This is a genomic window from Paraburkholderia sp. BR10141, assembly GCF_056155635.1.
Genome location: NZ_JBMIQH010000006.1, coordinates 62,429 through 85,798, shown reverse-complemented (window position 1 = coordinate 85,798; position 23,370 = coordinate 62,429). Strand labels below are relative to the sequence as shown.

At 65.0% G+C, this 23,370-nt stretch carries 23 protein-coding genes; 5 read left to right on the top strand and 18 right to left on the bottom strand.

Features of this window, described 5'->3' with window-relative positions; all coding sequences use genetic code 11:
- The first annotated feature begins 27 nt into the window (after positions 1-27).
- Positions 28-1,188, top strand: a complete 1,161-nt coding sequence (locus tag ACOJB8_RS10630) for a PQQ-dependent sugar dehydrogenase (protein ID WP_475012466.1) — start codon at positions 28-30, stop codon at positions 1,186-1,188.
- A gap of 104 nt (positions 1,189-1,292) precedes the next feature.
- Positions 1,293-1,799 carry an NINE protein gene (locus tag ACOJB8_RS10625; RefSeq protein ID WP_475012464.1) on the top strand — a complete coding sequence of 169 codons (507 nt, stop codon included), beginning with the start codon at positions 1,293-1,295 and terminating at the stop codon, positions 1,797-1,799.
- A 16-nt stretch (positions 1,800-1,815) separates the two neighbouring features.
- Here ACOJB8_RS10625 and ACOJB8_RS10620 read toward each other — a convergent pair whose 3' ends face one another.
- Complete coding sequence (locus ACOJB8_RS10620; protein ID WP_475012462.1) at positions 1,816-2,970, bottom strand: PA0069 family radical SAM protein; 1,155 nt, start codon at positions 2,968-2,970, stop codon at positions 1,816-1,818.
- Positions 2,971-3,081: 111 nt separating this feature from the next.
- Positions 3,082-3,570: an Lrp/AsnC ligand binding domain-containing protein gene (locus ACOJB8_RS10615; protein ID WP_042261052.1), complete on the bottom strand. Its 489-nt coding sequence runs from the start codon at positions 3,568-3,570 to the stop codon at positions 3,082-3,084.
- Between the two features lie 176 nt (positions 3,571-3,746).
- On the opposite strand from ACOJB8_RS10615, the gene ACOJB8_RS10610 reads away from it, so the two are divergent.
- Positions 3,747-5,033: a D-amino acid dehydrogenase gene (locus tag ACOJB8_RS10610; RefSeq protein WP_368616018.1), complete on the top strand. Its 1,287-nt coding sequence runs from the start codon at positions 3,747-3,749 to the stop codon at positions 5,031-5,033.
- An 81-nt stretch (positions 5,034-5,114) separates the two neighbouring features.
- Here ACOJB8_RS10610 and ACOJB8_RS10605 read toward each other — a convergent pair whose 3' ends face one another.
- The 6 genes from ACOJB8_RS10605 to ACOJB8_RS10580 form a co-directional block, all read right to left on the bottom strand.
- Positions 5,115-6,902: an acyl-CoA dehydrogenase gene (locus tag ACOJB8_RS10605; protein ID WP_475012459.1), complete on the bottom strand. Its 1,788-nt coding sequence runs from the start codon at positions 6,900-6,902 to the stop codon at positions 5,115-5,117.
- Positions 6,903-7,034: 132 nt separating this feature from the next.
- Positions 7,035-7,982 carry an electron transfer flavoprotein subunit alpha/FixB family protein gene (locus tag ACOJB8_RS10600; protein ID WP_475012457.1) on the bottom strand — a complete coding sequence of 316 codons (948 nt, stop codon included), beginning with the start codon at positions 7,980-7,982 and terminating at the stop codon, positions 7,035-7,037.
- A 14-nt stretch (positions 7,983-7,996) separates the two neighbouring features.
- Positions 7,997-8,746, bottom strand: a complete 750-nt coding sequence (locus tag ACOJB8_RS10595; protein ID WP_368727368.1) for an electron transfer flavoprotein subunit beta/FixA family protein — start codon at positions 8,744-8,746, stop codon at positions 7,997-7,999.
- 210 nt (positions 8,747-8,956) lie between these two features.
- Entirely contained in the window at positions 8,957-9,754 is a 798-nt protein-coding gene (locus ACOJB8_RS10590; protein ID WP_475012454.1) for a MetQ/NlpA family ABC transporter substrate-binding protein, read from the bottom strand.
- Positions 9,755-9,809: 55 nt separating this feature from the next.
- On the bottom strand, positions 9,810-10,463 hold the full coding sequence (locus ACOJB8_RS10585) for a methionine ABC transporter permease (RefSeq protein WP_069262628.1): 654 nt from the start codon (positions 10,461-10,463) through the stop codon (positions 9,810-9,812).
- Positions 10,453-11,487 (bottom strand): methionine ABC transporter ATP-binding protein, encoded by a 1,035-nt coding sequence (locus ACOJB8_RS10580; protein WP_069262629.1) that lies wholly within the window; start codon positions 11,485-11,487, stop codon positions 10,453-10,455. Before ACOJB8_RS10580 ends, ACOJB8_RS10585 begins: the two co-directional genes overlap by 11 nt.
- A gap of 301 nt (positions 11,488-11,788) precedes the next feature.
- On the opposite strand from ACOJB8_RS10580, the gene ACOJB8_RS10575 reads away from it, so the two are divergent.
- Positions 11,789-12,679 (top strand): alpha/beta hydrolase, encoded by an 891-nt coding sequence (locus tag ACOJB8_RS10575; protein ID WP_368616016.1) that lies wholly within the window; start codon positions 11,789-11,791, stop codon positions 12,677-12,679.
- A 13-nt stretch (positions 12,680-12,692) separates the two neighbouring features.
- Here the strand turns inward: ACOJB8_RS10575 and ACOJB8_RS10570 are convergent, their stop codons facing one another.
- Both ACOJB8_RS10570 and ACOJB8_RS10565 read right to left on the bottom strand, forming a co-directional pair.
- Positions 12,693-13,478: an enoyl-CoA hydratase gene (locus tag ACOJB8_RS10570; RefSeq protein WP_475012655.1), complete on the bottom strand. Its 786-nt coding sequence runs from the start codon at positions 13,476-13,478 to the stop codon at positions 12,693-12,695.
- Between the two features lie 73 nt (positions 13,479-13,551).
- Positions 13,552-14,478: a histone deacetylase family protein gene (locus ACOJB8_RS10565; protein WP_069262632.1), complete on the bottom strand. Its 927-nt coding sequence runs from the start codon at positions 14,476-14,478 to the stop codon at positions 13,552-13,554.
- A gap of 215 nt (positions 14,479-14,693) precedes the next feature.
- Between ACOJB8_RS10565 and mltB the strand changes: the two genes are divergently transcribed.
- Positions 14,694-16,007, top strand: coding sequence for a lytic murein transglycosylase B (gene mltB, locus ACOJB8_RS10560; RefSeq protein WP_475012451.1), 1,314 nt, complete (start codon positions 14,694-14,696; stop codon positions 16,005-16,007).
- Positions 16,008-16,077: 70 nt separating this feature from the next.
- Here mltB and cysM read toward each other — a convergent pair whose 3' ends face one another.
- The 8 genes from cysM to ACOJB8_RS10520 form a co-directional block, all read right to left on the bottom strand.
- On the bottom strand, positions 16,078-16,980 hold the full coding sequence (gene cysM, locus ACOJB8_RS10555) for a cysteine synthase CysM (RefSeq protein ID WP_069262633.1): 903 nt from the start codon (positions 16,978-16,980) through the stop codon (positions 16,078-16,080).
- A 249-nt stretch (positions 16,981-17,229) separates the two neighbouring features.
- Complete coding sequence (locus ACOJB8_RS10550) at positions 17,230-17,577, bottom strand: ComEA family DNA-binding protein (protein ID WP_069262634.1); 348 nt, start codon at positions 17,575-17,577, stop codon at positions 17,230-17,232.
- Between the two features lie 73 nt (positions 17,578-17,650).
- Positions 17,651-18,643: an ADP-glyceromanno-heptose 6-epimerase gene (rfaD, locus tag ACOJB8_RS10545; protein WP_475012448.1), complete on the bottom strand. Its 993-nt coding sequence runs from the start codon at positions 18,641-18,643 to the stop codon at positions 17,651-17,653.
- Between the two features lie 105 nt (positions 18,644-18,748).
- The gene (rfaE1, locus tag ACOJB8_RS10540) at positions 18,749-19,753 is read right to left on the bottom strand and encodes a D-glycero-beta-D-manno-heptose-7-phosphate kinase (RefSeq protein ID WP_342948582.1); all 1,005 of its coding nucleotides are present in this window, start codon (positions 19,751-19,753) and stop codon (positions 18,749-18,751) included.
- Positions 19,725-21,122 carry a UDP-glucose dehydrogenase family protein gene (locus ACOJB8_RS10535; protein ID WP_475012445.1) on the bottom strand — a complete coding sequence of 466 codons (1,398 nt, stop codon included), beginning with the start codon at positions 21,120-21,122 and terminating at the stop codon, positions 19,725-19,727. The genes rfaE1 and ACOJB8_RS10535 overlap by 29 nt, the downstream gene beginning before the upstream one ends.
- 85 nt (positions 21,123-21,207) lie before the next feature.
- Complete coding sequence (gene lapB / locus ACOJB8_RS10530) at positions 21,208-22,383, bottom strand: lipopolysaccharide assembly protein LapB (protein WP_069262638.1); 1,176 nt, start codon at positions 22,381-22,383, stop codon at positions 21,208-21,210.
- A gap of 64 nt (positions 22,384-22,447) precedes the next feature.
- Positions 22,448-22,741: a lipopolysaccharide assembly protein LapA domain-containing protein gene (locus ACOJB8_RS10525; RefSeq protein ID WP_028208175.1), complete on the bottom strand. Its 294-nt coding sequence runs from the start codon at positions 22,739-22,741 to the stop codon at positions 22,448-22,450.
- 294 nt (positions 22,742-23,035) lie between these two features.
- Complete coding sequence (locus tag ACOJB8_RS10520) at positions 23,036-23,359, bottom strand: integration host factor subunit beta (protein ID WP_027817382.1); 324 nt, start codon at positions 23,357-23,359, stop codon at positions 23,036-23,038.
- Positions 23,360-23,370 lie beyond the last annotated feature (11 nt).

Genomic DNA, 23,370 nt, shown 5'->3' with positions numbered 1-23,370 from the left:
TGGCCGCGTCGCGTTTGTGGCGGCGGCGTGGGTGGCAGCTCCTTTTTTCCGGTGTCTCGCGAGTCGGCCCGACGCTTTGCAGCGGCGTGTCTCGCCTTTGCCGCCGCCCTGCTCGCGGCGCCGTTCGCTCAAGCGGCGCTTCCCATCGAGCGCATCAAGCTGCCGCCGGGCTTCCACATCGAGGTGCTGTCCGCCGACTTGCCCGGTGCGCGCCAAATGACGCTGTCAGGCAACGGCACCCTCCTGTATGTGGGGAGTACGGACGGCGACGTCTACGCGCTCGAACTCAAGGACGGCAAAGCCATCAAGCGCCATATCGTGGCCTCGGGACTGACGATGCCGGTGGGCGTGGCCTGGCGCAACGGCGCATTGTACGTTTCAGCGGTGTCGTCTATCGTGCGGCTCGACGACATCGACCGTCATCTCGACGATCCGCCCAAAGCCGTCGTCGTCACGGATTCGCTGCCCGCCGAGCGCCACCACGGCTGGAAGTTCATCGCCTTCGGCCCCGACGGCAAGCTCTACGTGCCGCAAGGCGCGCCGTGCAACGTCTGTCTGCCGGCCAGCGACCCGCAGCGCGTGCATTTCGCGATGATCGGGCGCATGGAGCCCGACGGCTCGCACTACGAGACCATCGCCCGCGGCGTGCGCAACACGGTCGGCTTCGCGTGGCATCCGCAGACGCATGAGCTCTGGTTCACCGACAACGGCCGGGACATGCTCGGCGACGACATCCCCGACGACAAGCTCAACCGCCTCGCGCACGTGGGCGAGGACTTCGGCTTTCCCTATTGCCACGGCGGCAATGTCGCCGACCCCGAGTTCGGCGCAGGCCATCCGTGCAGCGGCTTCACGCCCCCCGTCCTCAAGCTCGGCGCGCACGTGGCGTCGCTTGGCATGCGCTTCTATACCGGTTCGATGTTCCCGGCCGACTATAAGAACAGCATTTTCATCGCCGAGCACGGCTCGTGGAACCGCAGCAAGAAGGTCGGCTATCGCGTGGTGCGCGTGATCGCCAACCCGGACGGCACGAACGCACGCCAGGAAGTGTTCGCGCAGGGCTGGCTCAATTCAGACGAGACCCAATGGGGCCGCCCCGCCGACGTGCTGCCGCTGCCCGACGGATCGCTCCTCGTCAGCGACGACTATGCGGGCGCGATTTATCGCGTGACCTACACGAAACCGTGACGCGGGCAGACCATGGTGCCGGGCATAAGCGTGCGCTTGTGCTGCAAGCGCGTCGTGCGGCATACAATGCCCGGCGGCCCGTGCGCGTTCGACGTAATGCGCTCATGGCGGCCGACGCCCACGTTTCGCCCGAGCCCATGCCCAACGACAAGAACCTCGCACGCTTTCGCTCCAAGACGCTCACCGCCGCCCTCGCCTTCCTGTTTGGCAGTCTCGGCGCCCACCGCTTCTACCTGTATGGCCCGCGCGACGTGTGGGGCTGGGCGCATTTGTTGGGCACGCTCCTCGGCATTCCGGGCGTGATGCTGCTCGTCGCCACCGAGCGCGCCTCGATTCCCGGCTGGGTGCTCGCCGTGATCGGCGCGGTGTCGGTCCTCTCGGCATTTCTGGCGGCAATCGTCTACGGACTTCGCCCCGACGCCAAATGGGACGCGCAGTTCAACGCCGCGTTCGTGGAGAAAGGCCGCACGAGCCGCTCGGGCTGGACGGTGATTTTCGTCGTGATCTTCTCGCTGCTGATTGGCGCGTTCCTGCTGATGACGGGACTCGCACTCTCGTTTCAAACGTACTTCGAGTCGCAGGTCGAGGCCGCGAAGGCGCTCTCGCAGTAAATCGCGCAGTAACGGCTCAGAACAGGTCGAGCTGAGGCTTCTCGCGCACGGTCTTCGACTGCACGAACGCCGACATGTCCAGAATGCCGTGGCGCCGCTCGTTGAGCCCGAGGCGCCGCACGGCATGATGAAAGCGCTGCTTGAGCAGGTCGGCCCACAGCCCCGTTCCCTTCATGCGCTGCGAAAACGCCGATTCGTAGTCTTTGCCGCCGCGCATGTCGCGCACGCGGCTCATCACGCGCTCGGCGCGCTGCGGGAAGTGCGCCGCCAGCCAGTCCTGGAACAGCGGCGCGACCTCCCATGGCAAACGCAGCACGATGTAACTCGCGCTTGTCGCACCGGCCTCGGCGCAGGCTTCGAGCACGCGCTCCATGTCGGGCTCGGTCACGAACGGAATCACGGGTGCGATGCTCACGCCGACCGGCACACCGGCTTCGGCGAGCGTGCGGATGGTACGCAGCCGGCGCGCGGGTGTCGCCGCACGCGGTTCGAGCGAGCGGGCGATATCGGCGTCGAGCGTGGTGATCGTGATTGCCGCCATGAACTGCTGGCGCGCGGCCATCGGCGCGAGCAGGTCGAGATCGCGCTCGATCAGCGAGGATTTCGTGATGGCCGCGAACGGATGCTGCCGTTCCGCCAGCACTTCGACCACGCGGCGTGTGATGCGCAGGTCGCGCTCCACCGGTTGCCAGGCGTCGGTATTCACGCCCAGCGCAATCGGTTCGGGCTCGTACGACGGCTTGGCGATTTCCCGCGCGAGCAACTCCGCCGTATTGACCTTGGCGTAGATTCGGCTCTCGAAATCGAGCCCCGGCGAGAGGCCGAGATAACTGTGCGTAGGCCGCGCAAAGCAATAGATACAGCCGTGCTCGCAGCCGCGATACGGATTGAGCGAGACGTTGAATGGAATGTCCGGCGACTGGTTGCGTGTGAGGATGCTCTTCGCGCGCTCCTCGAAGACTTCGGTGCGCAGCCTGGGCTCGCCGGTTTCATCGCCATCACCATCGCGCTCCCCGCCGACACCCGTGGGCTGCCAGCCGTCGTCGAACGCTTCGCGCTGGTCGACTTCGTAGCGCCCTTGCAGGTTCGTGACCGCCCCGCGCCCCTTGCGCGCGGTGGGCGGTGCAACGGGATACCAGGCGTCGGGATCGGGGTGATGGGAATCAGTCACGGGTAGAGAAAATGGACATGAAAGCGCGGATCGATACTGTATAAATATACAGTATCGATCCGCGTTGTCGAGTCCTAAAAACGGGGCCGCCTTCAGCCCGCTGTTACCCGTTCATTCCCCCACGGCGATGGTCAGCGTCTCCTTGATCTCTTCCATCACCACGTAGCTCTTCGACTGCACGGCGCCCGGCAGTTGCAGCAGGATGTCGCCGAGCAGCTTGCGGTAGTCGGCCATCTCGCCGATGCGCGCCTTGATGAGATAGTCGAAGTCGCCCGAGACGAGATGGCATTCGAGCACTTCGGGAATCTTCTGCACCTCGCGGCGGAACTGATCGAACATGTTGCCGCTCTTGTGATCGAGCGTGATCTCCACGAACACGAGCAGCGCCGCACCCAGCACAGAGGGATTCACACGCGCGAAGTAACCCGTGATCACGCCATCGCGCTCCATGCGCTTGACGCGCTCGATGCACGGTGTGACCGAGAGCCCGACCTGCTCCGCGAGGTCCTTCATCGCCATGCGGCCGTCCTCCTGGAGCAGCTTCAGGATGCGGTGATCGAGCCGGTCGAGCGCGCGGACCGGCTGGCGCTGCGTTCTCATGATTTATTCCCGAAAATCTGAAAAATACGATAACAAAACCTGGACATACAACAATAGCATAGCTACAAATACTGGCTACACCCGGATTTTCATGCCTTCTTCCCTATCGGTGCCAAAAGACGGCTTCCAAGGGCCCGGCAACGCGGCGTAGCTCAACGAAACTATATGGAGCAGCTATGCGAGTCGTCGTGTTGGGCAGTGGTGTGGTCGGTGTGGCCAGCGCCTGGTATCTCGCCCGCGCGGGCCACGAAGTCACGGTGATCGACCGCGAGGCCGGTCCCGCGCTCGAAACCAGTTTTGCCAATGCCGGACAGATCTCGCCGGGCTACGCCGCACCGTGGGCCGCGCCGGGCGTGCCGCTCAAGGCGATCAAGTGGATGTTCGAGAAGCACGCGCCGCTCGCCATTCGTCTGGACGGCACGAAGTTCCAGCTGCAGTGGATGTGGCAGATGCTGCAGAACTGCACGGCTGAACGCTACGCGCTCAACAAAGGCCGCATGGTGCGTCTCGCGGAATACAGCCGCGACTGCCTGCAGGCGTTGCGCGCCGACACGGGCATTCAGTATGAAGGCCGCACGGGCGGCACGCTTCAGGTGTTCCGCACGCAGCAGCAGTTCGAAGGCGCAGCGAAGGACATCGCCGTGCTCAAGGACGCGAACGTTCCGTACGAACTGCTCACCGCAGCCGAACTCGGCCGCGCAGAACCGGCGCTCGCCGCGGTGTCGGGCAAGCTCACCGGCGGCCTGCGTCTGCCCGGCGACGAAACCGGCGACTGCCAGATGTTCACCACGCGCCTCGCCGCCATGGCCGAACAACTGGGTGTGAAATTCCGCTACAACACGCCGATCGACGGCCTCGCCATGCAGGGCGACCGTATCGCGGGCGTGCAATGCGGCAGCGAGTTGGTGCGCGCCGATTCGTTCGTGGTCGCGCTCGGCTCCTTCTCGACGAAGATGCTCGCGGGCCTCGTGAAGATTCCGGTTTATCCGCTCAAGGGCTATTCGATCACGGCGCCGATCGTGAATGCGAGTGCCGCGCCGGTTTCGACCGTGCTCGACGAAACCTACAAGATCGCGATCACGCGTTTTGACGACCGCATCCGTGTGGGCGGCATGGCCGAGATCGTCGGCTTCGACAAGACGCTCAAGCAAGCGCGTCGTGAAACGCTCGAAATGTGCGTCAACGACTTGTTCCCGGGCGGTGGCGACACGACGAAGGCCACCTTCTGGACCGGCCTGCGCCCGATGACGCCGGACGGCACGCCGGTTGTCGGCCGCACGCCGATCTCGAACCTGTTCCTGAACACGGGTCACGGCACGCTCGGCTGGACGATGTCGTGCGGTTCGGGCCAATTGCTCGCCGACCTGATCTCGGGCAAGCAGCCCGCCATCCGCGCGGACGATCTTTCGGTGCACCGCTATCTCGGCGACACGCAAGGCTCGCATCGTCCGGCGTATGCCTGAAGCCAGCCACGCTGCGTGAACGAACACGGCGCCGCCAGGGCGCCGTGTTTCATTTCTCGCTGTGAGTAGCGCGCGGCTGCGTCAGAACTGATCCTCCGCTAGCGCCAGCACGCCCTCGCTGCCGTTTGCGCTGACGATCGCCGCTTCGAGCGCCACCGCCTGCGGCAAGACGTGTTGCGCGTAGAACTGCGCCGTGGCGATCTTCGCGCCATGAAACTTCGGGTCCTCCTGCATGAGACGTTGCGAGGCGAGCATGGCGCGCGCCATCTGCCAGCCGCCCAGCACGATGCCCGCCAGCTTCAGATACGGCACGCTGCCCGCGAATACCGCGTTCGGATCGCTTTTCGTCTTCGCGAGCACGAAGTCCACGGCCGATGCCAGCGCCTCCTTACCCGCCGCGAGATGCTTGCGCATCGACTCGAACGCCGCGCCTCGTTGTGCGGCCAGCGCGTCGACGGTCTGCGCGATATCGGCAAGCAGCGCCTTTGCCGCCGCGCCGCCGTCGCGCAGCGTCTTGCGTCCGATGAGATCGTTCGCCTGGATCGCCGTCGTGCCCTCGTAGATCGGCAGAATGCGTGCGTCACGGTAGAACTGCGCCGCGCCCGTCTCCTCGATGAAGCCCATGCCGCCATGCACCTGCACGCCGAGGCTCGTCACTTCCAGCGCGAGTTCGGTGCTCCAGCCCTTCACGATCGGCACGAGGTACTCGTAGCGCGCCTGATGCCGCGCACGGGCCGCCTCGTCGGGGTCGCCATGCGCGCGGTCGCTCTCGCCGGCCGCCACGTAAGCGAGCGCACGCGCGGCTTCGGTGAGCGCACGCATCGTGGCGAGCATGCGGCGCACGTCGGGGTGATGGATGATGCTCACCGCGGCTTTCGCGGAACCGTCCACCGGGCGGCTCTGCACGCGCTCCTTCGCATAGGCGAGCGCCTTCTGGTACGCGCGGTCGGAGACGGCCACGCCCTGCATGCCCACCGCAAAACGCGCGGCGTTCATCATGATGAACATGTATTCGAGGCCGCGATTCTCTTCGCCGATCAACTGGCCGATCGCGCCGCCATGGTCGCCGAACTGCAGCACGGCGGTCGGGCTCGCCTTGATGCCGAGCTTGTGTTCGATCGATACGCAGTGCACATCGTTGCGCGCGCCGAGCGTGCCATCTTCGTTGACGAGGAACTTCGGCACGATGAAGAGCGAAATGCCCTTCACGCCTTCGGGCGCCGTGGGCGTGCGCGCGAGCACGAGATGGACGATGTTCTCCGCCATGTCGTGCTCGCCCCACGTGATGAAGATCTTCGTGCCGAACACCTTGTACGTGCCGTCGCCTAGCGGCTCGGCGCGCGTGCGCACGGCGGCGAGATCGGAGCCCGCCTGCGGCTCGGTGAGGTTCATCGTGCCGGTCCAGTCGCCGGAGATGAGCTTCGGCACGAAGCGCTGCTTTTGCGCTTCGCTGCCGGCGGTGAGGAGCGCTTCGATGGCGCCGTCGGTGAGCAGCGGACACAACGCGAACGAAAGGTTCGCCGCGTTGAGCATTTCCACACACGGCGTGCCGACGAGCTTCGGCAAACCTTGTCCTTCGTATTCCTGAGGATGCTGCACGCCTTGCCAGCCGCCTTCCACGTATTGCCGGAATGCCGCCTTGAAACCGGGCGTGGCGTGCACGTTGCCGTTTTCCCAGCGGCTCGGATTGCGGTCGCCTTCGGCGTTCAGCGGCTCGAGCACTTCGCCGCACAGCTTAGCGGCTTCGTGCAGCACCGCTTCGACCGTTTCGGGCGTGGCGTCTTCGCCGCCCGGTAAGCTGGCGATTTCTTCGAGGCCGGCCAGTTCCTTCATGACGAACAGCATGTCGCTCGTGGGCGCCTGGTACATTTCAGTCTCCTCCTGTCGGTATGCGGTTCCTCAAATGACAAAGGGGCGCCGCAGCGCCCCTTTGTTGCTTCGTCTCACGCCACGCGTTCAATCATGATACGCGGCGCTCGTCGTTCGATACACCGGCCGGATTCAGCCGAGTTCCTTCACGAGTTCCGGCACGACCGTGAACAGGTCGCCCACGAGGCCGTAATCGGCCACGCTGAAGATCGGTGCTTCTTCGTCCTTGTTGATCGCGACGATGACCTTCGAGTCCTTCATGCCGGCCAGATGCTGGATCGCACCCGAGATGCCGACCGCCACATACAGTTGCGGCGCGACGATCTTGCCAGTCTGTCCGACCTGATAGTCGTTCGGCACATAGCCCGCGTCGACGGCTGCGCGCGATGCGCCAAGTGCTGCGTTGAGCTTGTCCGCGAGCGGCTCCAGCACCTTCGTGTAGTTCTCGCCGCTGCCCAGACCCCGGCCGCCCGAGACGATGATCTTTGCGCTCGTGAGTTCCGGACGGTCGAGCTTCGTCACTTCACGGCCGACGAACTGGGTGAGGCCGCTGTCCGCTGCCGCGTCGAGCTTCTCGACTGCTGCGCTGCCGCCAACGGCTGCAACTGCATCGAATGCCGTCGTACGCACGGTGATGACCTTGATCGGGTCGACCGATTGCACCGTCGCGATGGCATTGCCCGCGTAGATCGGGCGCTCGAACGTGTCCGGCGCATCCACAGCGGTGATGTCGCTGATTTGCGCGACGTCGAGCTTCGCGGCGATGCGCGGCGTGACGTTCTTGCCCGCTGCCGTTGCCGGAGCCAGGATGTGCGTGTAGTTCTTCGCCGCATTTTGCACAAGCGCGAGGACCGTCGCTTCGACGTTCTCGGCGAGACCCTGCTCGAGTTGCGGCGCGTCGGCCAGCAGCACCTTTGCGACGCCTGCGATCTTCGCGGCAACATCCGCTGCGGCTTGCGCATTGTGGCCCGCGACCAGCACGTGCACGTCGCCGCCAATTTTCTGTGCTGCGGCGACCGTGTTCAGCGTCGCGGCCTTGATCGAGTGATTGTCGTGTTCAGCAATAACCAGATTCGTCATTTTCGTCTCGCTCCTTACAGCACCTTGGCTTCCGTCTTCAGCTTCTCGACCAGCGTCTTCACGTCCGGCACCTTCACGCCTGCGCTGCGCTTGGGCGGCTCGGCAACCTTCAGCGTCTTCAGACGCGGCGCGACGTCGACGCCGAGGTCTTCGGGCTTGACGGTTTCCAGCGGCTTCTTCTTCGCCTTCATGATGTTCGGCAGCGTGACGTAGCGCGGCTCGTTCAGGCGCAGATCCGTCGTAACGACTGCGGGCAGCTTGAGCGACAGAGTTTCCGCGCCACCGTCCACTTCGCGCGACACCGTCGCCTTGCCGTCGGCCACGACCACCTTCGAGGCGAAGGTGGCTTGCGGCAGGTTCGCCAGCGCGGCGAGCATCTGGCCGGTCTGGTTCGAATCGTCGTCGATGGCCTGCTTGCCGAGGATGACGAGTTGCGGCTGTTCCTTGTCGACCAGCGCCTTCAGCAGCTTGGCCACAGCCAGCGGCTGGAGGTCTTCGTTCGACTCGATGAGGATCGCGCGATCCGCGCCGATGGCCAGCGCCGTACGCAACGTTTCCTGCGCTTGCGTCACGCCCGCCGAAACGGCGATGACTTCGGTCGCCACGCCCGCTTCCTTCAGACGCACCGCTTCTTCCACGGCGATTTCGTCGAACGGGTTCATCGACATCTTCACGTTCGCGATGTCGACGCCCGTGCCATCCGACTTCACACGAACCTTCACGTTGTAATCGACTACGCGTTTGACTGGCACAAGGACTTTCATTCACATGCTCCGAAGTTACGAATACGTCAACCTGGCGGACATTATAGCGATAGCCCTGTCGGGCCGATCTGCCACCAGCAATTTTCCCGAACCACCGCTGCCGCACCCCGGTCATCAGTAGCGAACGATCGTGCGATTTTACGGTGGAAAAAACCCGGGCATCAAGCCCGGGCGCCGAAAAATATCTCTAATTTCACGGCCCAGGGGGTCCTACCAGGAGGTGATAACCGCCCCGCCGAACGTCGTTTCGACGTAGCGCTTCACTTCCGGCGAGTGGTACGCGGCGACCAGCTTCGCCACCCAGGGCTTGTTGCGGTCGGCCTCGCGGATCGCGAGGATATTCACGTACGGCCCCTTCGGGTCTTCGATTGCGATCGCGTCCTGTTTCGGCTTCAGGCCCGCTTGCATGGCGAAGTTCGTGTTGATCGCGGCCGCGTCCACGTCGTCGAGCGAACGCGGAATCTGTGCGGCGTCGAGCTCGACGATTTTCAGCTTCCTGGGGTTTTCCACGATGTCGAGCGGCATCGCCTTCAAACCTGCGTCGGCGCGCAACTTGATGAGACCCTGGCTCTGCAGCAGCAGCAACGCACGGCCGCCATTCGTCGGATCATTCGGCACCGCGATGCGCGCGCCCGGCTTCAGTTCGGAGAGCGATTTGATCTTCTTCGAGTAGATGCCCATCGGGAACGTAACGGTGTCCGCGATCTTGATCAGCTTGTAGCCGCGATCCTTCACCTGCGCGTCGAGATACGGCGCGTGCTGGTAGCTGTTGGCGTCGAGATCGCCGCCCGCGAGCGCCGCGTTCGGCTGCACGTAGTCGGAGAACTCGATGATCTTGATGTTCAGGCCGCTCTTCGCGGCCACGCTCTTCACGACTTCCATCACCTGCTCGTGCGGGCCGCCCGTCACGCCCACCTTGATGGTTTCGTCCGCGTGCGCAGCAAGCGGTGCGATGAGCGAAGCCGCGCCAAGCGCCGCCGCGAGCCGGATCATGAAACGACGTTGCATACCCAACCTTTGTCTTGTGTAGCTATGTTGATCGAAAAACCGCTTGTTTTAAGGCCTATTTGTGGCTCAGGCGCCGCACGAGCCAGTCGCCGAACGACTGCACGAGCTGCACGAACACGATCAGGATCACGACCACGATCAACATGACTTCGGGTTCGAAGCGCTGATAGCCGTAGCGGATGCCGAGGTCGCCAAGACCACCGCCGCCGATCGCGCCGGCCATCGCCGAATAGCCGACGAGCGAGATGAACGTGATGGTGAGCCCCGCGACGACGCCTGGCAGCGACTCGGGCAGCAGCACCTTGAAGACGATCTGGCTCGTGCTCGCGCCCATGGCCTGGGCCGCTTCGATCAGGCCGCGATCGACTTCGCGCAGCGCCGTTTCGACGAGTCGCGCGATGAATGGCGCAGCGGCGATGGTGAGCGGCACGACGGCGGCCGCCGTGCCGATCGACGAGCCGACCACGAGGCGCGTGAACGGAATCACGGCAACGAGCAGGATGATGAACGGCGTGGAGCGCACGGCATTGACGATCACCCCCATCACGCGATTCGCGGCGATGTTCTGCAGCACGCCGTTGCGGTCGGTGAGATAGAGCAGTACGCCGAGCGGCAGGCCGATGGCCGCGCCCACGAGTCCCGAGATGCCCACCATGACGAGCGTCTCCCAGAACGACTGGACGAACATGTCGAACATTTCACTCCACATGGGACAGTTCCTCCACCACGACGCCTTGTTCGCGCAGCCACGCCATGGCCTGCGCCACCTTCACCGGATCGCCGCCCGCGAGCACCGCGAGCGAGCCGAACGCCTGCCCCTGGATCTCGTCGATCTGGCCGTGCAGGATGTTGAAATCGAGTTCGAAGCGGCGAATCGTCTCCGAGAGAACCGGCTGATCGACGCCCGTACCCTTGAACGCGAGGCGCAGCAAGTGGCCGCTGCCCTTGGCGAGATGCTCGGCCACGCGCGCCTTGAGCGCGGGCGGCAATTCCTGGGCGATCACGTCGCCGAGCAGCGCGCGCGTGACTTCGTGGCGCGGCTGCAGGAACACGTCGATCACGGGACCGCTTTCCACCACGCGGCCCGCGTCGAGCACGGCCACGCGGTCGCAGACCTGTTTGATCACTTCCATCTGGTGCGTGATCATCACGATGGTCAGGTTCAGTTCGCGATTGATCTTGCGCAGCAGGTCGAGAATCGCGCGCGTGGTTTCGGGGTCGAGCGCCGAGGTCGCCTCGTCCGAAAGCAGCACCTTCGGCTTGCTCGCGAGCGCGCGCGCAATGCCCACGCGCTGCTTCTGGCCGCCGCTGATCTGCGAGGGATAGCGGTCTTTCTGCGCGGTCAGGCCGACGAGTTCGAGCAGCGGCAGCACCGTCGCTTCGATCTCGGCGCGCTTCACGCCGGCCAGTTCGAGCGGCAGCGCGACGTTGTCGAACACGGTGCGCGACGACAGCAGGTTGAAGTGCTGGAAAATCATGCCGATCTCGCGGCGCGCTTCGCGCAGCTGGGCCGAAGAGAGCGACGTGAGCGTGCGAGCGTTGACGACGATGTCGCCTTCGGTGGGCCGCGTGAGCAGGTTGATGGTGCGCACCAGCGTGCTCTTGCCTGCGCCGCTGCGCCCGATGATGCCGAACACTTCGCCCGGCGGAATCGTCAGATTGACGTTGTGCAGCGCCTCGATCCAGCCTTGTGGGCCGGCGAAGCGCTGGGACACGTTTCGAATTTCGATCATGGAAAAAAAGCAAAACGGCGGGTGTGCCGCGCGCCGCTCGCGCAGGCCGCTCCTTTTCAGTAGCGGAAAACGCGTCGCGCCGGCAGACAGCCGCCGTTTGATGGACTGGATTTAGCCCCGCATTTTACCCTGGCACGCAAAATTCCTTTTAATAATCAATTTCGATAATTTCATAACTCATTTGCATTAGAGGCTTCTGGCAGCGCGTGGCCGCCCGCGCGGCCGCTACACTGCCGCCGACAGATTGATGCCGAAAACGAACTACCGTGAACCGCCACGCATTGCCCAAACAGGGAGCGAGATGGAGACCAGTCAGAACATCGCCATGGCGCAAGCCGCCGAACCCGCCGCGCAAGCGACGCTGCGTACGCGTGACCGCGTCGAGTTGCCGCTCTACGTCTGGCGCGCGAGCGCGCCGCCGCGCGCGGCCATCGCGCTGATTCATGGTCTCGCGGAACACGCGGGCCGCTATGCGGCGCTCGCCACGCGGCTGACCGCCGCGGGCATCGATGTCTACGCAATCGATCTGCGCGGCCACGGGCATGCCCCTGGCCGCCGCACCTGGATCTCGCACTTCGACGACTATCTCAACGACGCCGAGGCGCTCCTCGCCCACGCGAGCGCGCAATGCGCTGCACAGGGCACACCGCTCTTCCTGATGGGGCACAGCATGGGCGGCGCGATTGCCGCGCTCTACGCCATCGAGCGCCTGCCGCAAACTCGCGTGCCGCTCGCGGGCCTGCTGCTCTCGAGCGCGGCGCTCGCGCCGGGCCGCGACGTGCCCGCATGGAAAATCGCCGCGAGCCGCGTAATCAGCGCGATCTGGCCGACCTTTCCGGCCATGAAGATCGACGCGGCGCTGCTCGCGCGCGTGCGCGACGTGGTCGAAGCCAATCGCGCCGATCCGCTCGTGCATCACGGCGCGATTCCCGCCCGCACGGGGGCGCAATTGCTGGAAGCGATGAAGCGCATCGAGACGGGACGCGCGCAACTGCGGCTACCCGTGCTGATCTGGCATGGCACCGAGGACAAGCTCACCGAGCCCGAGGGCAGCCGCGCGTTCGGCGCGAACGTGGGATCGCCCGATCGCACGCTCACGCTATATGAAGGCAGCTACCATGAAACGCTCAACGACCTCGATCGAGAGCGCGTGATCGGCGCGCTGATCGACTGGATCGACCAGCACTCCTGAGCGGTCAGGCGCGTTACTTCGCGCTGCGTTTCTCGATGAACGCCTGCACGCCGTCGAGCGCTGGGTCGGTCATCATGTTGCAGGCCATGGTCTGCCCGGCCAGCTGATACGCGGCGTCGATGCCCATTTCGAGCTGCCGGTAGAAGAGCCCCTTGCCTGCCGCGACGGCCCCGCGCGGCTTCGCGCAGATGCTCGCGGCCAGTGCGGTCACGGCGGCGTCGAGTTGGTCGACGGGCACCACGCGATTCACGAGGCCTTCGCGCAACGCCTTCTCCGCATCGATGAATTCGCCCGTCATCAGCATCTCGAAGGCCGCCTTGCGCGAGACATTGCGCGAGAGCGGCACAGCGGGCGTCGAGCAAAAGAGCCCGAGATTGATGCCCGACACCGCAAAGCGCGCCGAGTCCGCCGCCACCGCCAGATCGCACATCGCGACGAGCTGGCAGCCCGCCGCCGTCGCCACGCCCTGCACGCGCGCGATGACGGGCTGCGGCATCTTTTGAATGGCGAGCATCATCTTCGAGCAGCGCTCGAACAGCTTCGTGTAGTACTCGTGCGAGGGCGCCGCGCGCATTTCCCTGAGATCGTGGCCCGCGCAGAACGCGCGCCCTGCCGCTGCGATCACGACCACGCGCGCGTCGGATTGCGCCAGCGCGGCGAGTTCGCCCTGCAACGCATCGATGAGCGCCTCGGAAAGCGCGTTGAACGCATCCGGACGGTTCAGCGTGAGGCGCACGACGCCCGACACGCCATACGCATCGCGTGTAATTTCGACTAGCGCTTGCGATGAAGAGGGAATGGCACTCACGATGCGTGTCTCCTTCGTTCGAATGTGTGCGATGCGGGTCCGCGCTCGGGGCCGCGCCGGCCGCCTAGATATCCGCCAGCGCGCGCAGATGCGCCACCACGCTGCGGCCGAGCGCCGAGAGGTTATAGCCGCCTTCGAGGCTGCTCACGATGCGCCCCTTCGCATAGCGGCCCGCGATGTCGCGAATCTGGTCCGTGATCCAGGCGAAGTCGTCCTCCACGAGGCCCATGTTGCCGAGATCGTCTTCGCGATGCGCGTCGAAGCCCGCCGAGACGAACACCATCTCCGGTTTGAACTCGTGCAGCCGCGGCAGCCACATGATGTCGATGGCCTCGCGCACTTCCATGCCTTTCGTGCGCGCCGCGATCGGCAGGTTGACCATGTTCGGCGCCGGATTCTCGGCCCCCGAGTACGGATAGAACGGATGCTGAAAGAAGCTGCACATCAGCACGCGCGAGTCGCCCGCGAACGCGGCCTCGGTGCCGTTGCCGTGATGCACGTCGAAATCGACGATCGCCACGCGCTGGAGGCCGTGGACTTCGAGTGCATGGCGCGCCGCGATCGCGATGTTGTTGAAGAAGCAAAAGCCCATCGCGCGCGCAGGCTCCGCGTGATGGCCGGGCGGGCGCACGCTGCAGAATGCGTTCTCGTAGCGCCCGGCGAGGACCGCGTCGGTGGCCGCGATCGCCGCGCCCGCCGCACGCAGCGCCGCCTGCCACGTGTGCGGATTCATCAGCGTGTCCGGGTCGATGCTCGCGTAGCCTTCGCTGGGCGCCGTGTTGCGGATGAAGTCGATATGCGCCTGGGTATGCACGCGCAGGAGGTCCGCCTCGGTCGCGAGCGGCGCCGATTCGTCGCGCTCGATCAGCGCGTCGATGCGGCTCGCGATCAGTTGGTCTTCGATAGCCTGCAGACGCGCGGGGCATTCAGGATGCCATTCGCCCATCTCGTGCAGCAGAAAATCGGGGTGAGAGAAGAAACCGGTCGTCATGAGTCGCACTCGCCGCGGGCTTCGCGCATGCGCGCGGCCGCGGGTCTCCTTCTGTCTTTAGTCTGGCGGCACGCCGGCTGGCGCGCGAACAGACACCACGTTACCACAGCGACCTGGTGCTCACGCGCCACGCCGGCGCGCAACGGCCCGATTCCCCGAAGGCGCTCGGTTATACTGCCCGGGTTCTTCCTGGACCGCTCTGCCTCCGCTCTCTCATGACCCTCAAGACCGCTCTGTCCGCCTCCAGCCGCCCACGCCGCACGACCTTCGCACTCGCGCTTTGCGTCGCGGCGGCGTTGTGCACCGGCGCGGCGCGCGCGCAAACTGCCGCGCCGAAATCGCGACAGACGCCGCTCACGCTCGCGCAGGCGCAACCGCAAACGCCGACGCAGGGCCAGACGTTCGAAGAGGAAATCGTCCCGCAGCGCTACGCGAACAATCCGGACGTCGACGGCTTCATCAACGACATGGTGGCGCGCTACGACTTCGATCCCACCGCACTGCATGCGCTGTTCGCGAGCGCGAACTATTCGGCGACGGCGGTGAAGCTCGTGACGCCCTCGCCCGTTCCGGGCGTGAAGAACTGGCGCGCATATCAGGCGCGCTTCCTCGACCCGGTACGCATCAATGCGGGGGTGCGCTTCTGGCGCGCGAACCAGGCCACGCTGCAGCGCGCGTCGGAGGAGTTTGGCGTGCCGCCCGAGGTGATCGTCGGCATCATCGGCGTGGAGACGATCTACGGCCGCTACATGGGCAACTTCCGCGTGCTCGATGCGCTCACCACGCTCGCCTTCGATTATCCGGACACGCCGAACCGCGCCGAGCGCATGGCGACGTTCCGCAAGAATCTCGAGGACTACCTCGTGTGGACGCGCGACGCGCAGATCGATCCGTCGTCGGTACTCGGCTCGTACACGGGCGCGATCGGCATTCCCCAGTTCCTGCCGAGCAGCATCGTGCAGTACGCGGTGGACTACGAGGGCAACAATCACATCGACCTGCGCGGGAGCACGGCCGACGCGATCGGCAGCGTGGCGAACTATCTACGGCAGAACGGCTGGGAATCGGGGCGGCCCGTGGTATGGAATATCGCCACCGATGCGGGCAGCCTCGGCATCGCCCAGGCCGCCGCCGACGGCAAGCCCGAACCGCGCTGGCCGCTGAGCCAGTTGCTGCGCTCGGGCCTCGTGCTCGACCAGCCGGACGTGGATATCGCCGCCGAGGCGGGCACGCCTGTCACGGTGATCGACCTGCCGTCGCCTGGCCGCGGCACCGAGTACAAGCTCGGGCTCAAGAACTTTTATGTGCTGACGCGCTATAACCGCAGCTTCTTCTATGCGCTCGCGGTGTATCAACTGGGCATGCGCGTGAAAGCGCAGATGCTGGCGACGCAGCCAGGCGTGGGGGTGGGCCCGGCGAACGGAAACGGTGGAAATGGCGGCAACGGCGGCAACAACGGTGGCAATGGCAACGGGATGAACAGCGCCCCGAACGGCACGGGCGCGACGCCACCCGAACAGCAAGAGTAACTTCAGCGATACAAAGCAAAACGGCCTTCGGAAACATCGAAGGCCGTTTTTTTTTGCGTCCACGCTTCAATCAGGCGGGAAACACACCCGTCGAGAGATAGCGGTCGCCACGATCGCAGACGATGAACACGATCGTCGCGTTCTCGAGCTGGCGCGCAAGACGCATCGCCACCTCACATGCGCCGCCCGACGAGATCCCCGCGAAGATACCTTCGACCGAGGCCAGACGGCGCGCCATGTTCTCGGCGGCGGCCTGGCTCACGCTCTCCACGCGATCCACGCGGCTGCGGTCGAAAATCTTCGGCATATACGCTTCGGGCCACTTGCGAATGCCCGGAATGCGCGAGCCCTCTTCCGGCTGCGCGCCGACGATCTCGATCGCCTGATTCTTTTCTTTCAGGAACTGGGACGTGCCCATGATCGTGCCGGTCGTGCCCATCGACGAAACGAAGTGCGTGATGCGCCCTTCGGTATCGCGCCAGATTTCCGGGCCGGTGGCCTCGTAGTGCGCAAGCGGATTGTCGGGATTGCCGAACTGGTCGAGGATAATCCCCTTGCCGTCGCGCTGCATTTGCTCGGCGAGATCGCGCGCATATTCCATGCCGCCCTTGACCGGCGTAAGCATGATTTCGGCGCCGTAAGCCGCCATGCTCTGACGGCGCTCGACCGAGAGGTCCTCCGGCATGATGAGCACCATCTTGTAGCCGCGGATCGCCGCCGCCATGGCGAGCGCGATGCCCGTGTTGCCGCTCGTCGCTTCGATGAGTGTGTCGCCGGGCTTGATGCGGCCGCGCTCTTCGGCTTTACGGATCATCGAGAGCGCCGGGCGGTCCTTCACGGACCCAGCCGGGTTGTTGCCTTCGAGCTTGGCCAGCAAGACGTTGTTGCGGGCGCGGATTTCGTCGTCCGGCAGGCGGACGAGTTGCACGAGCGGGGTATTGCCGATCGTGTCTTCAATGGTCTTGTAGGGCATGGGGATGGCAGTGAGGCGCGATGACGTGACCCGTCGATTCTAAACCACGCGGGCAGCGACCGCAGGGGACCCATGACGCCGGTATGGACGCCGGCTGGCGACTCGACCATCATGGGCTGCAAAAAGCCCGCGGCCCGGGCCGCGGGTCAACGTCGCGGGTCGACTTCACCTGAGCGACACCTGAAGGAAACTGCGCCCCGCGACGGCGCAGCACGACGCGCGGGGTAACACACGAGCGCGAGCGGCCTGCTACTTCTTGACCGCCACGGCAGCCTGAGGTGCGCCCGCCTTCGCGGGCGTTGCCTGCGCAACCTTCGCCTGTGCTGCATGGGCATTCGCGGGACCGATCGCCAATCCTTCGGCCTGCAAACGTTCGACGGTATGGCCGCCCATGCCCTTCACGCGCTTGCCGAGGTCACTGGCATCCTTGTACGGGCCGTGCGCGCTGCGCTCGTCGAGAATGGCCTTGGCGCGCGCGGGCCCCACCCCCTTGATGCCGCGAAGCGCGTCTTCGTTGGCGGTGTTGACGTCCACGGCCGCAAAGGCGTGGCTGAATACGGCCAGAAGCGCGGCCGCCGCAAGGACTTTTCGGAACATGCTGGATCTCCCTCAAAACGCCGGCGACCATCGCCGGCGAGGAGAGTCCAGTTTATGAAGTCAGGGCTTCGCGTTACACCTGGCCAGAAAGCCAACGTACGTAACGATCCACGCCTTCCTGCACCGTCAGGAACGGCGCGTCGTAGCCCGCTGCGCGCAGCTTCGACTGGTCCGCCTGCGTGAAGCACTGATACTTGCCGCGCAGCGCATCCGGGAACGGGATGTACTCGATCAGCCCTTCCTTGACCTGCTCCGCGAGCGAGAGCGCGGGCTTGCCTTCCATCGCACGCAGCGTGTTCACCACGGTCGTGGCGATGTCGTTGAACGGCTGGGCACGGCCGCTGCCCAGATTGAAGATGCCCGTCTTCTCCGGATGATCGAAGAAGAACAGGTTCACCTTCACCACGTCCTCGACGGAGACGAAGTCGCGCGTCTGCTCGCCCGGCGCATAACCGTTGTATTCGCCGAACAGCTTCACGCGGCCTTCGGCGCGGAACTGGTTGAAGTTGTGGAACGCAACCGACGCCATGCGCGCCTTGTGCGTTTCGCGCGCACCGTACACGTTGAAGTAGCGAAAGCCCGCAATCTGGCTTTGCGCCGTGGGCAGCACGCGGCGGATCACCTGGTCGAACAGGAACTTCGAATAGCCGTACACGTTCAGCGGCGCTTCCACTTCGCGCTCTTCGACGAAGCGCGTCGAGCCGCCGTAAATCGCCGCCGACGACGCATACAGAAACTGCACGCGCTGCGCGAGGCACGTGTCGAGCACGGCGCGGCTATAGCGGAAGTTGTTGTCCATCATGTAGCGGCCGTCGGTTTCCATCGTGTCCGAACAGGCGCCTTCGTGGAACACCGCGCGCACGTCGCCGAAATCGCCGCGCGCAAAGCGCTCGACGAACTCGGTCTTGTCGATGTAGTCGTCGATCTCGCAATCGACGAGATTCCTGAACTTGTCCGCGCGGCTGAGATTGTCGACGGCGATGATGCGGTCTTCGCCGCGTTCGTTCAGCGCCTTGACGATGTTGCTGCCGATGAAGCCGGCCGCGCCGGTGACGATGAGGGTCATGATAGGTCTGCGGTGACGAGGTTCACGCGAGGTTGATGCCCCGCCGGAAAAACGCTGCGGAAATTCCGGCCGGGGTGCGAGCGCTGCACGCTCGCATGCGCAACATTATTGAAAGAGTTCGTCGTAGTCGACGGTGGCCGTGCCGAGCTTGCCGACCACGATGCCGGCCGCGCGATTCGCGAGCGCGACGCCTTCGACGAGCGGCAATCCCGCGCCCAGCATGACCGCGACGGTCGCGATCACCGTGTCGCCGGCGCCCGAGACATCATACACTTCGCGCGCATCGGCCGCCGCGTGCAGCGCGCCGTCATCGGAAAAGAGCGTCATACCCTCTTCTGAGCGCGTGAGCAGGAGCGCATCGAACTGCAGTTCGTGGCGCAGCTTCGTCACGCGCGCGTGCAGGTCCTCCTCGGACTTCCACGTGCCCACCACTTCGCGCAGCTCCGCGCGGTTCGGCGTGATGAGGCTCGCGCCGCGATAGCGCTCCCAGTCGTCGCCCTTCGGATCGACGAGCACCGCCTTGCCCGCGGCGCGCGCCTTCGCGATCATCTGCGTGACATGCGTGAGCCCACCCTTCGCGTAGTCGGAGAGCAGAATCACGTCGTGCGTGGGCAGCAGCGCGTCGAAACGCGCGAGGCCGGCGAGCAGGATCTCGTGCGCGGGCGTGTTTTCGAAGTCCACGCGCAACAACTGTTGCTGGCGCGACAGCACGCGCAGCTTGATGGTGGTCGGCAACGCGGGATCGCGCTCGAGATACGCGTTCACGTTGCTTTCGTCGAGCAGCTCGACGATACGCTCGCCGGGTTCGTCATGGCCCACCACGCACAGGAGGCCCGCGTGAGCGCCGAGCGCCGCCGCGTTGCGCGCGACGTTCGCGGCGCCACCCAAACGGTCTTCCTTGCGCTGCACATGCACGACCGGCACCGGCGCTTCCGGCGAGATGCGGTTGACGTCGCCGAACCAGTAGCGGTCGAGCATGACGTCGCCCACCACCAGCACGCGCGAGGTCGCGAGCTTCTCGCGCGGCACGACGCGCACTTCCGGCGCGATGGCAGCAGCAAGCGCGGCGACGGGCGCGGCTTCAGGCTGCGGAGTTTGCGAGATTGACATGGGGCCGCCCAATCGAATGATAGTCAATGCCGAGCTCGGCCATGGCGTCGGGCTCGTAGAGGTTGCGTCCGTCGAAGATACGCGGTGCCTTGAGCACCTTCTTCAAATGCGCGAAATCGGGCGCCTTGAAGGCGGTCCATTCGGTGACGATCACGAGCGCGTCGGCACCCGTGAGTGCGTCGTCCTGGCTCGATGCGAACGTCAGGCGCGTGTGCTGCTCAGGCGCGTGTGCGAGATCGAGCGCGAACACGCGCTGCGCCTCTTCGGCTGCGACTGGGTCCCACGCCGCCACCGTGGCCCCGCGCGAGAGCAGGTCGGCGATCAGACGGCGGCTCGGCGCTTCGCGCATGTCGTCGGTGTTCGGCTTGAACGCGAGGCCCCACACGGCGAAGTGCTTGCCGGTGAGGTCGTCGCCGCACACGCTGGCGATCTTCTTCACGAGCACTTCCTTCTGGCCGTGATTGACCTCCTCGACGGCTTCGAGCACGCGCAGGTTCTGGCCCGACTCCGCGGCCGTGCGGATCAGCGCCTGCACGTCCTTCGGGAAGCACGAGCCGCCATAGCCGCAGCCGGCATAGAGGAAGTGATAGCCGATGCGCGGATCGGAGCCGATGCCGCGGCGCACCGCCTCGATGTCGGCGCCCACGCGGTCGGCGAGATTCGCCATCTCGTTCATGAACGAGATGCGCGTCGCAAGCATGGCGTTGGCCGCGTACTTCGTGAATTCGGCGGAGCGCACGTCCATGTAGATCGTGCGTTCGTGATTGCGGTTGAACGGCGCGTAGAGGCGCTTCATCTTCTCGCGCGCCACGGTGCCGTTCTCGTCCTCGTCGAGACCGATGATGATGCGGTCCGGACGCATGAAGTCGTCCACCGCCGCGCCCTCTTTCAGAAACTCGGGGTTCGAGACGACCGAGAAGCGGTGATCCACGCTATGCGAGAGGCCGCGCTTCGCCAGTTCTTCGGCCAGCACGCCGTGCACGCGCTGCGCCGTGCCGACCGGCACCGTCGACTTGTCGACGACCACCTTGAAGCCGTTCATGTGGCGGCCGATGCTGCGCGCCGCTTCGAGCACGTATTGGAGATCGGCCGAGCCGTCTTCGTCGGGCGGCGTGCCCACGGCGATGAACTGCACCTCGCCGTGCTCGACGCTCGCCGCGATGTCGGTGGAAAAGGTAATGCGCCCGGCCGCGCGGTTGCGCGCGATGAGTTCGAGCAGGCCCGGCTCGTGAATCGGGACGCCGCCGCCATTCAGGATATCGATCTTGCGCGGATCGACATCGAGGCAAAACACGTCGTGGCCGATTTCGGCAAGACACGCACCGGTGACGAGGCCGACGTAGCCGGTACCGACAATGGTGATCTTCATAGGCGCTCCGGTGACAGATGCGGATGTTGGAATGATTGTGGGCGCGGCCGGCTGATGCCGGGCTGGGCACGCGCGCCCTTAAGGCTCAGCTCGACGCGGGAACCGGCTCGACACGGCGCGGCGCATAGGTCTCCCAGCCGCTGCAGCCCGGACACTGCCAGTAGAACAGGCGCGCCCGGAATCCGCAGTTCTGGCAGGTGTAGCGAGGCAGGTTCTTGGTGCGCTGCTGGAGCAGCTTGCGCATCAGCTCGAGTTCGCTGCGGCGCGGCTCTTCGGCCGTGGCCTGCTGCGCTTCGAGCAGGCGCGCCATGCCGGCGAGGTTCGGCGACTTCTGCATCTGCGTGCGGGCGAGCGCGTGCGCCGCATCGGGGCCGCGCAGCGCGGCGACATACTTGTAGGCGACGTCGAGCAGATCGTTCGACGGATACGCGTCGACCCACGTCGTGAGCAATTGTGCGCCCTCTTCGGCGCGGCCGAGCGTCTCGTAGGCCTTCATGACCTTTTCGGCGACGAGCGGCAGATAAGCGGGGTTTTGCGCTTCGACATCGCGCCAGTGGCCAAGCGCAGTCTCGCAATCGCCGCTTGCCGCATCGACGTCGCCTGCGAGGATCGTCGCGCGCACGTTCTGCGAATTGGCCTTGAGCGCGAGCGCCAGTTGACGGCGCGCTTCGTCGGGCTTTTTCTGCTGGAGCGCTTCCTGCGCGAGTTCGCAGTGGAACTGGGCGATCTCGAGGTCGAGCGACGCCGCGCCCATCGTTTCGAGATGACGTGCCGTGTCGATGCAGCGGTTCCAGTCCTTCTCGATCTCGTAGATCGCGAGCAGTGCACGCTGAGCGCCGAGCGCGAAGTCGCCCGACTTGAGCTTGCCGAAGGTCTCTTCGGCGCGGTCGAGCATACCGGCCTTCAGAAAATCCTGGCCGAGTTCATAGAGCGCGTGGTCGCGCTCGTTCACGGGCAGGTCGGAACGCGAAAGCAGATTCTGATGCACGCGGATCGCGCGGTCGGTCTCGCCGCGGCGGCGAAACAGATTGCCGAGCGCGAAGTGCAGCTCGACGGTTTCGGGGTCGAGCTTGGCGACCTCGATGAACGCGTCGATGGCCTTGTCCGGCTGCTCGTTGAGCAGAAAATTCAGGCCGCGAAAATACGAGCGCGGCAGGTTGGCGCTTTCGGAAAGCAGTGCCTTCAGGTCGTAGCGCGACGCCATCCAGCCGAGCGCGAAAGCCACGGGAATGACGAGGAGCCACCAAAAATCGAGATCCATGCGAGCGATGGTATGAGCGGAAAATCAGCCGCACGCGTTCAGGCGCGCGGCACGGCAATACAAATCAGATGAGCGGCGGCAGCGGCGGCTCGACGCTCGGCGTGGGCGTTTCACGCGCCACCCGCAAGTCGCGCTTGAGGCGGCCGTTTTCCATGCGCAGCCGGAACACGCCGGGCAGCGCAGAAAGCAGCCCCGCCAGCAGCCCCACGACAAAAAACGCGAGGCCGATCAGGATCAGCGGGGCCTGCCACGAATATCCGGCCAGAAAGTTCAGCGTCGCGGTTTGCGTGTTGGCGAGCGCAAGGACGAGCAGCAGTACGAACACCAGCACACGGATCACCCAGGCGATCAATCTCATTGAAGGGTTCTCTTGGCAGTTGAGAAAGGCGCCGGCACGGCGGACATGCTGCGCCGCAGCACAAGCCGCGCCGAAGTGTCCCGTATTGTAATTGAACGGCTCGCGGGCCGACACGTGTGAGCGAGCACTGAGCCAGGCAACCTGGCTTGCCGGAACTAACCGCGTCCAAAAGGCGCAGACGAAAAAAAAGCGCCGGGGTTGTTCACCCCAGCGCTTTTTATCGGTCCATGCATTCTGGCCATCTGGCATTGACCGCCGACGACCGCAATCGCCCGATCGAAAACGATCCAACGCTTACAGGTCGTCGTCCGGCTCGTCCGCCTTCAGCGGCTCGCCCGAATTACGGTCGACGCGCTCGCGCAGTTCCTTGCCCGGCTTGAAGTGCGGCACGAACTTCTCAGGCACCAGCACCTTTTCACCCGACTTCGGATTGCGACCGACGCGCGACGGCCGACGATTCAGGCCGAAGCTGCCAAAGCCACGAATTTCGATGCGATGGCCCTTGGCAAGCGCCTCGGACATCGCATCGAGCATCGTCTTGACCGCGAAATCCGCGTCCTTGAGAACAAGTTGCGGAAATCGCGTAGCCAGCTGCGCGACCAATTCAGATTTGGTCATACTTCAGCTTG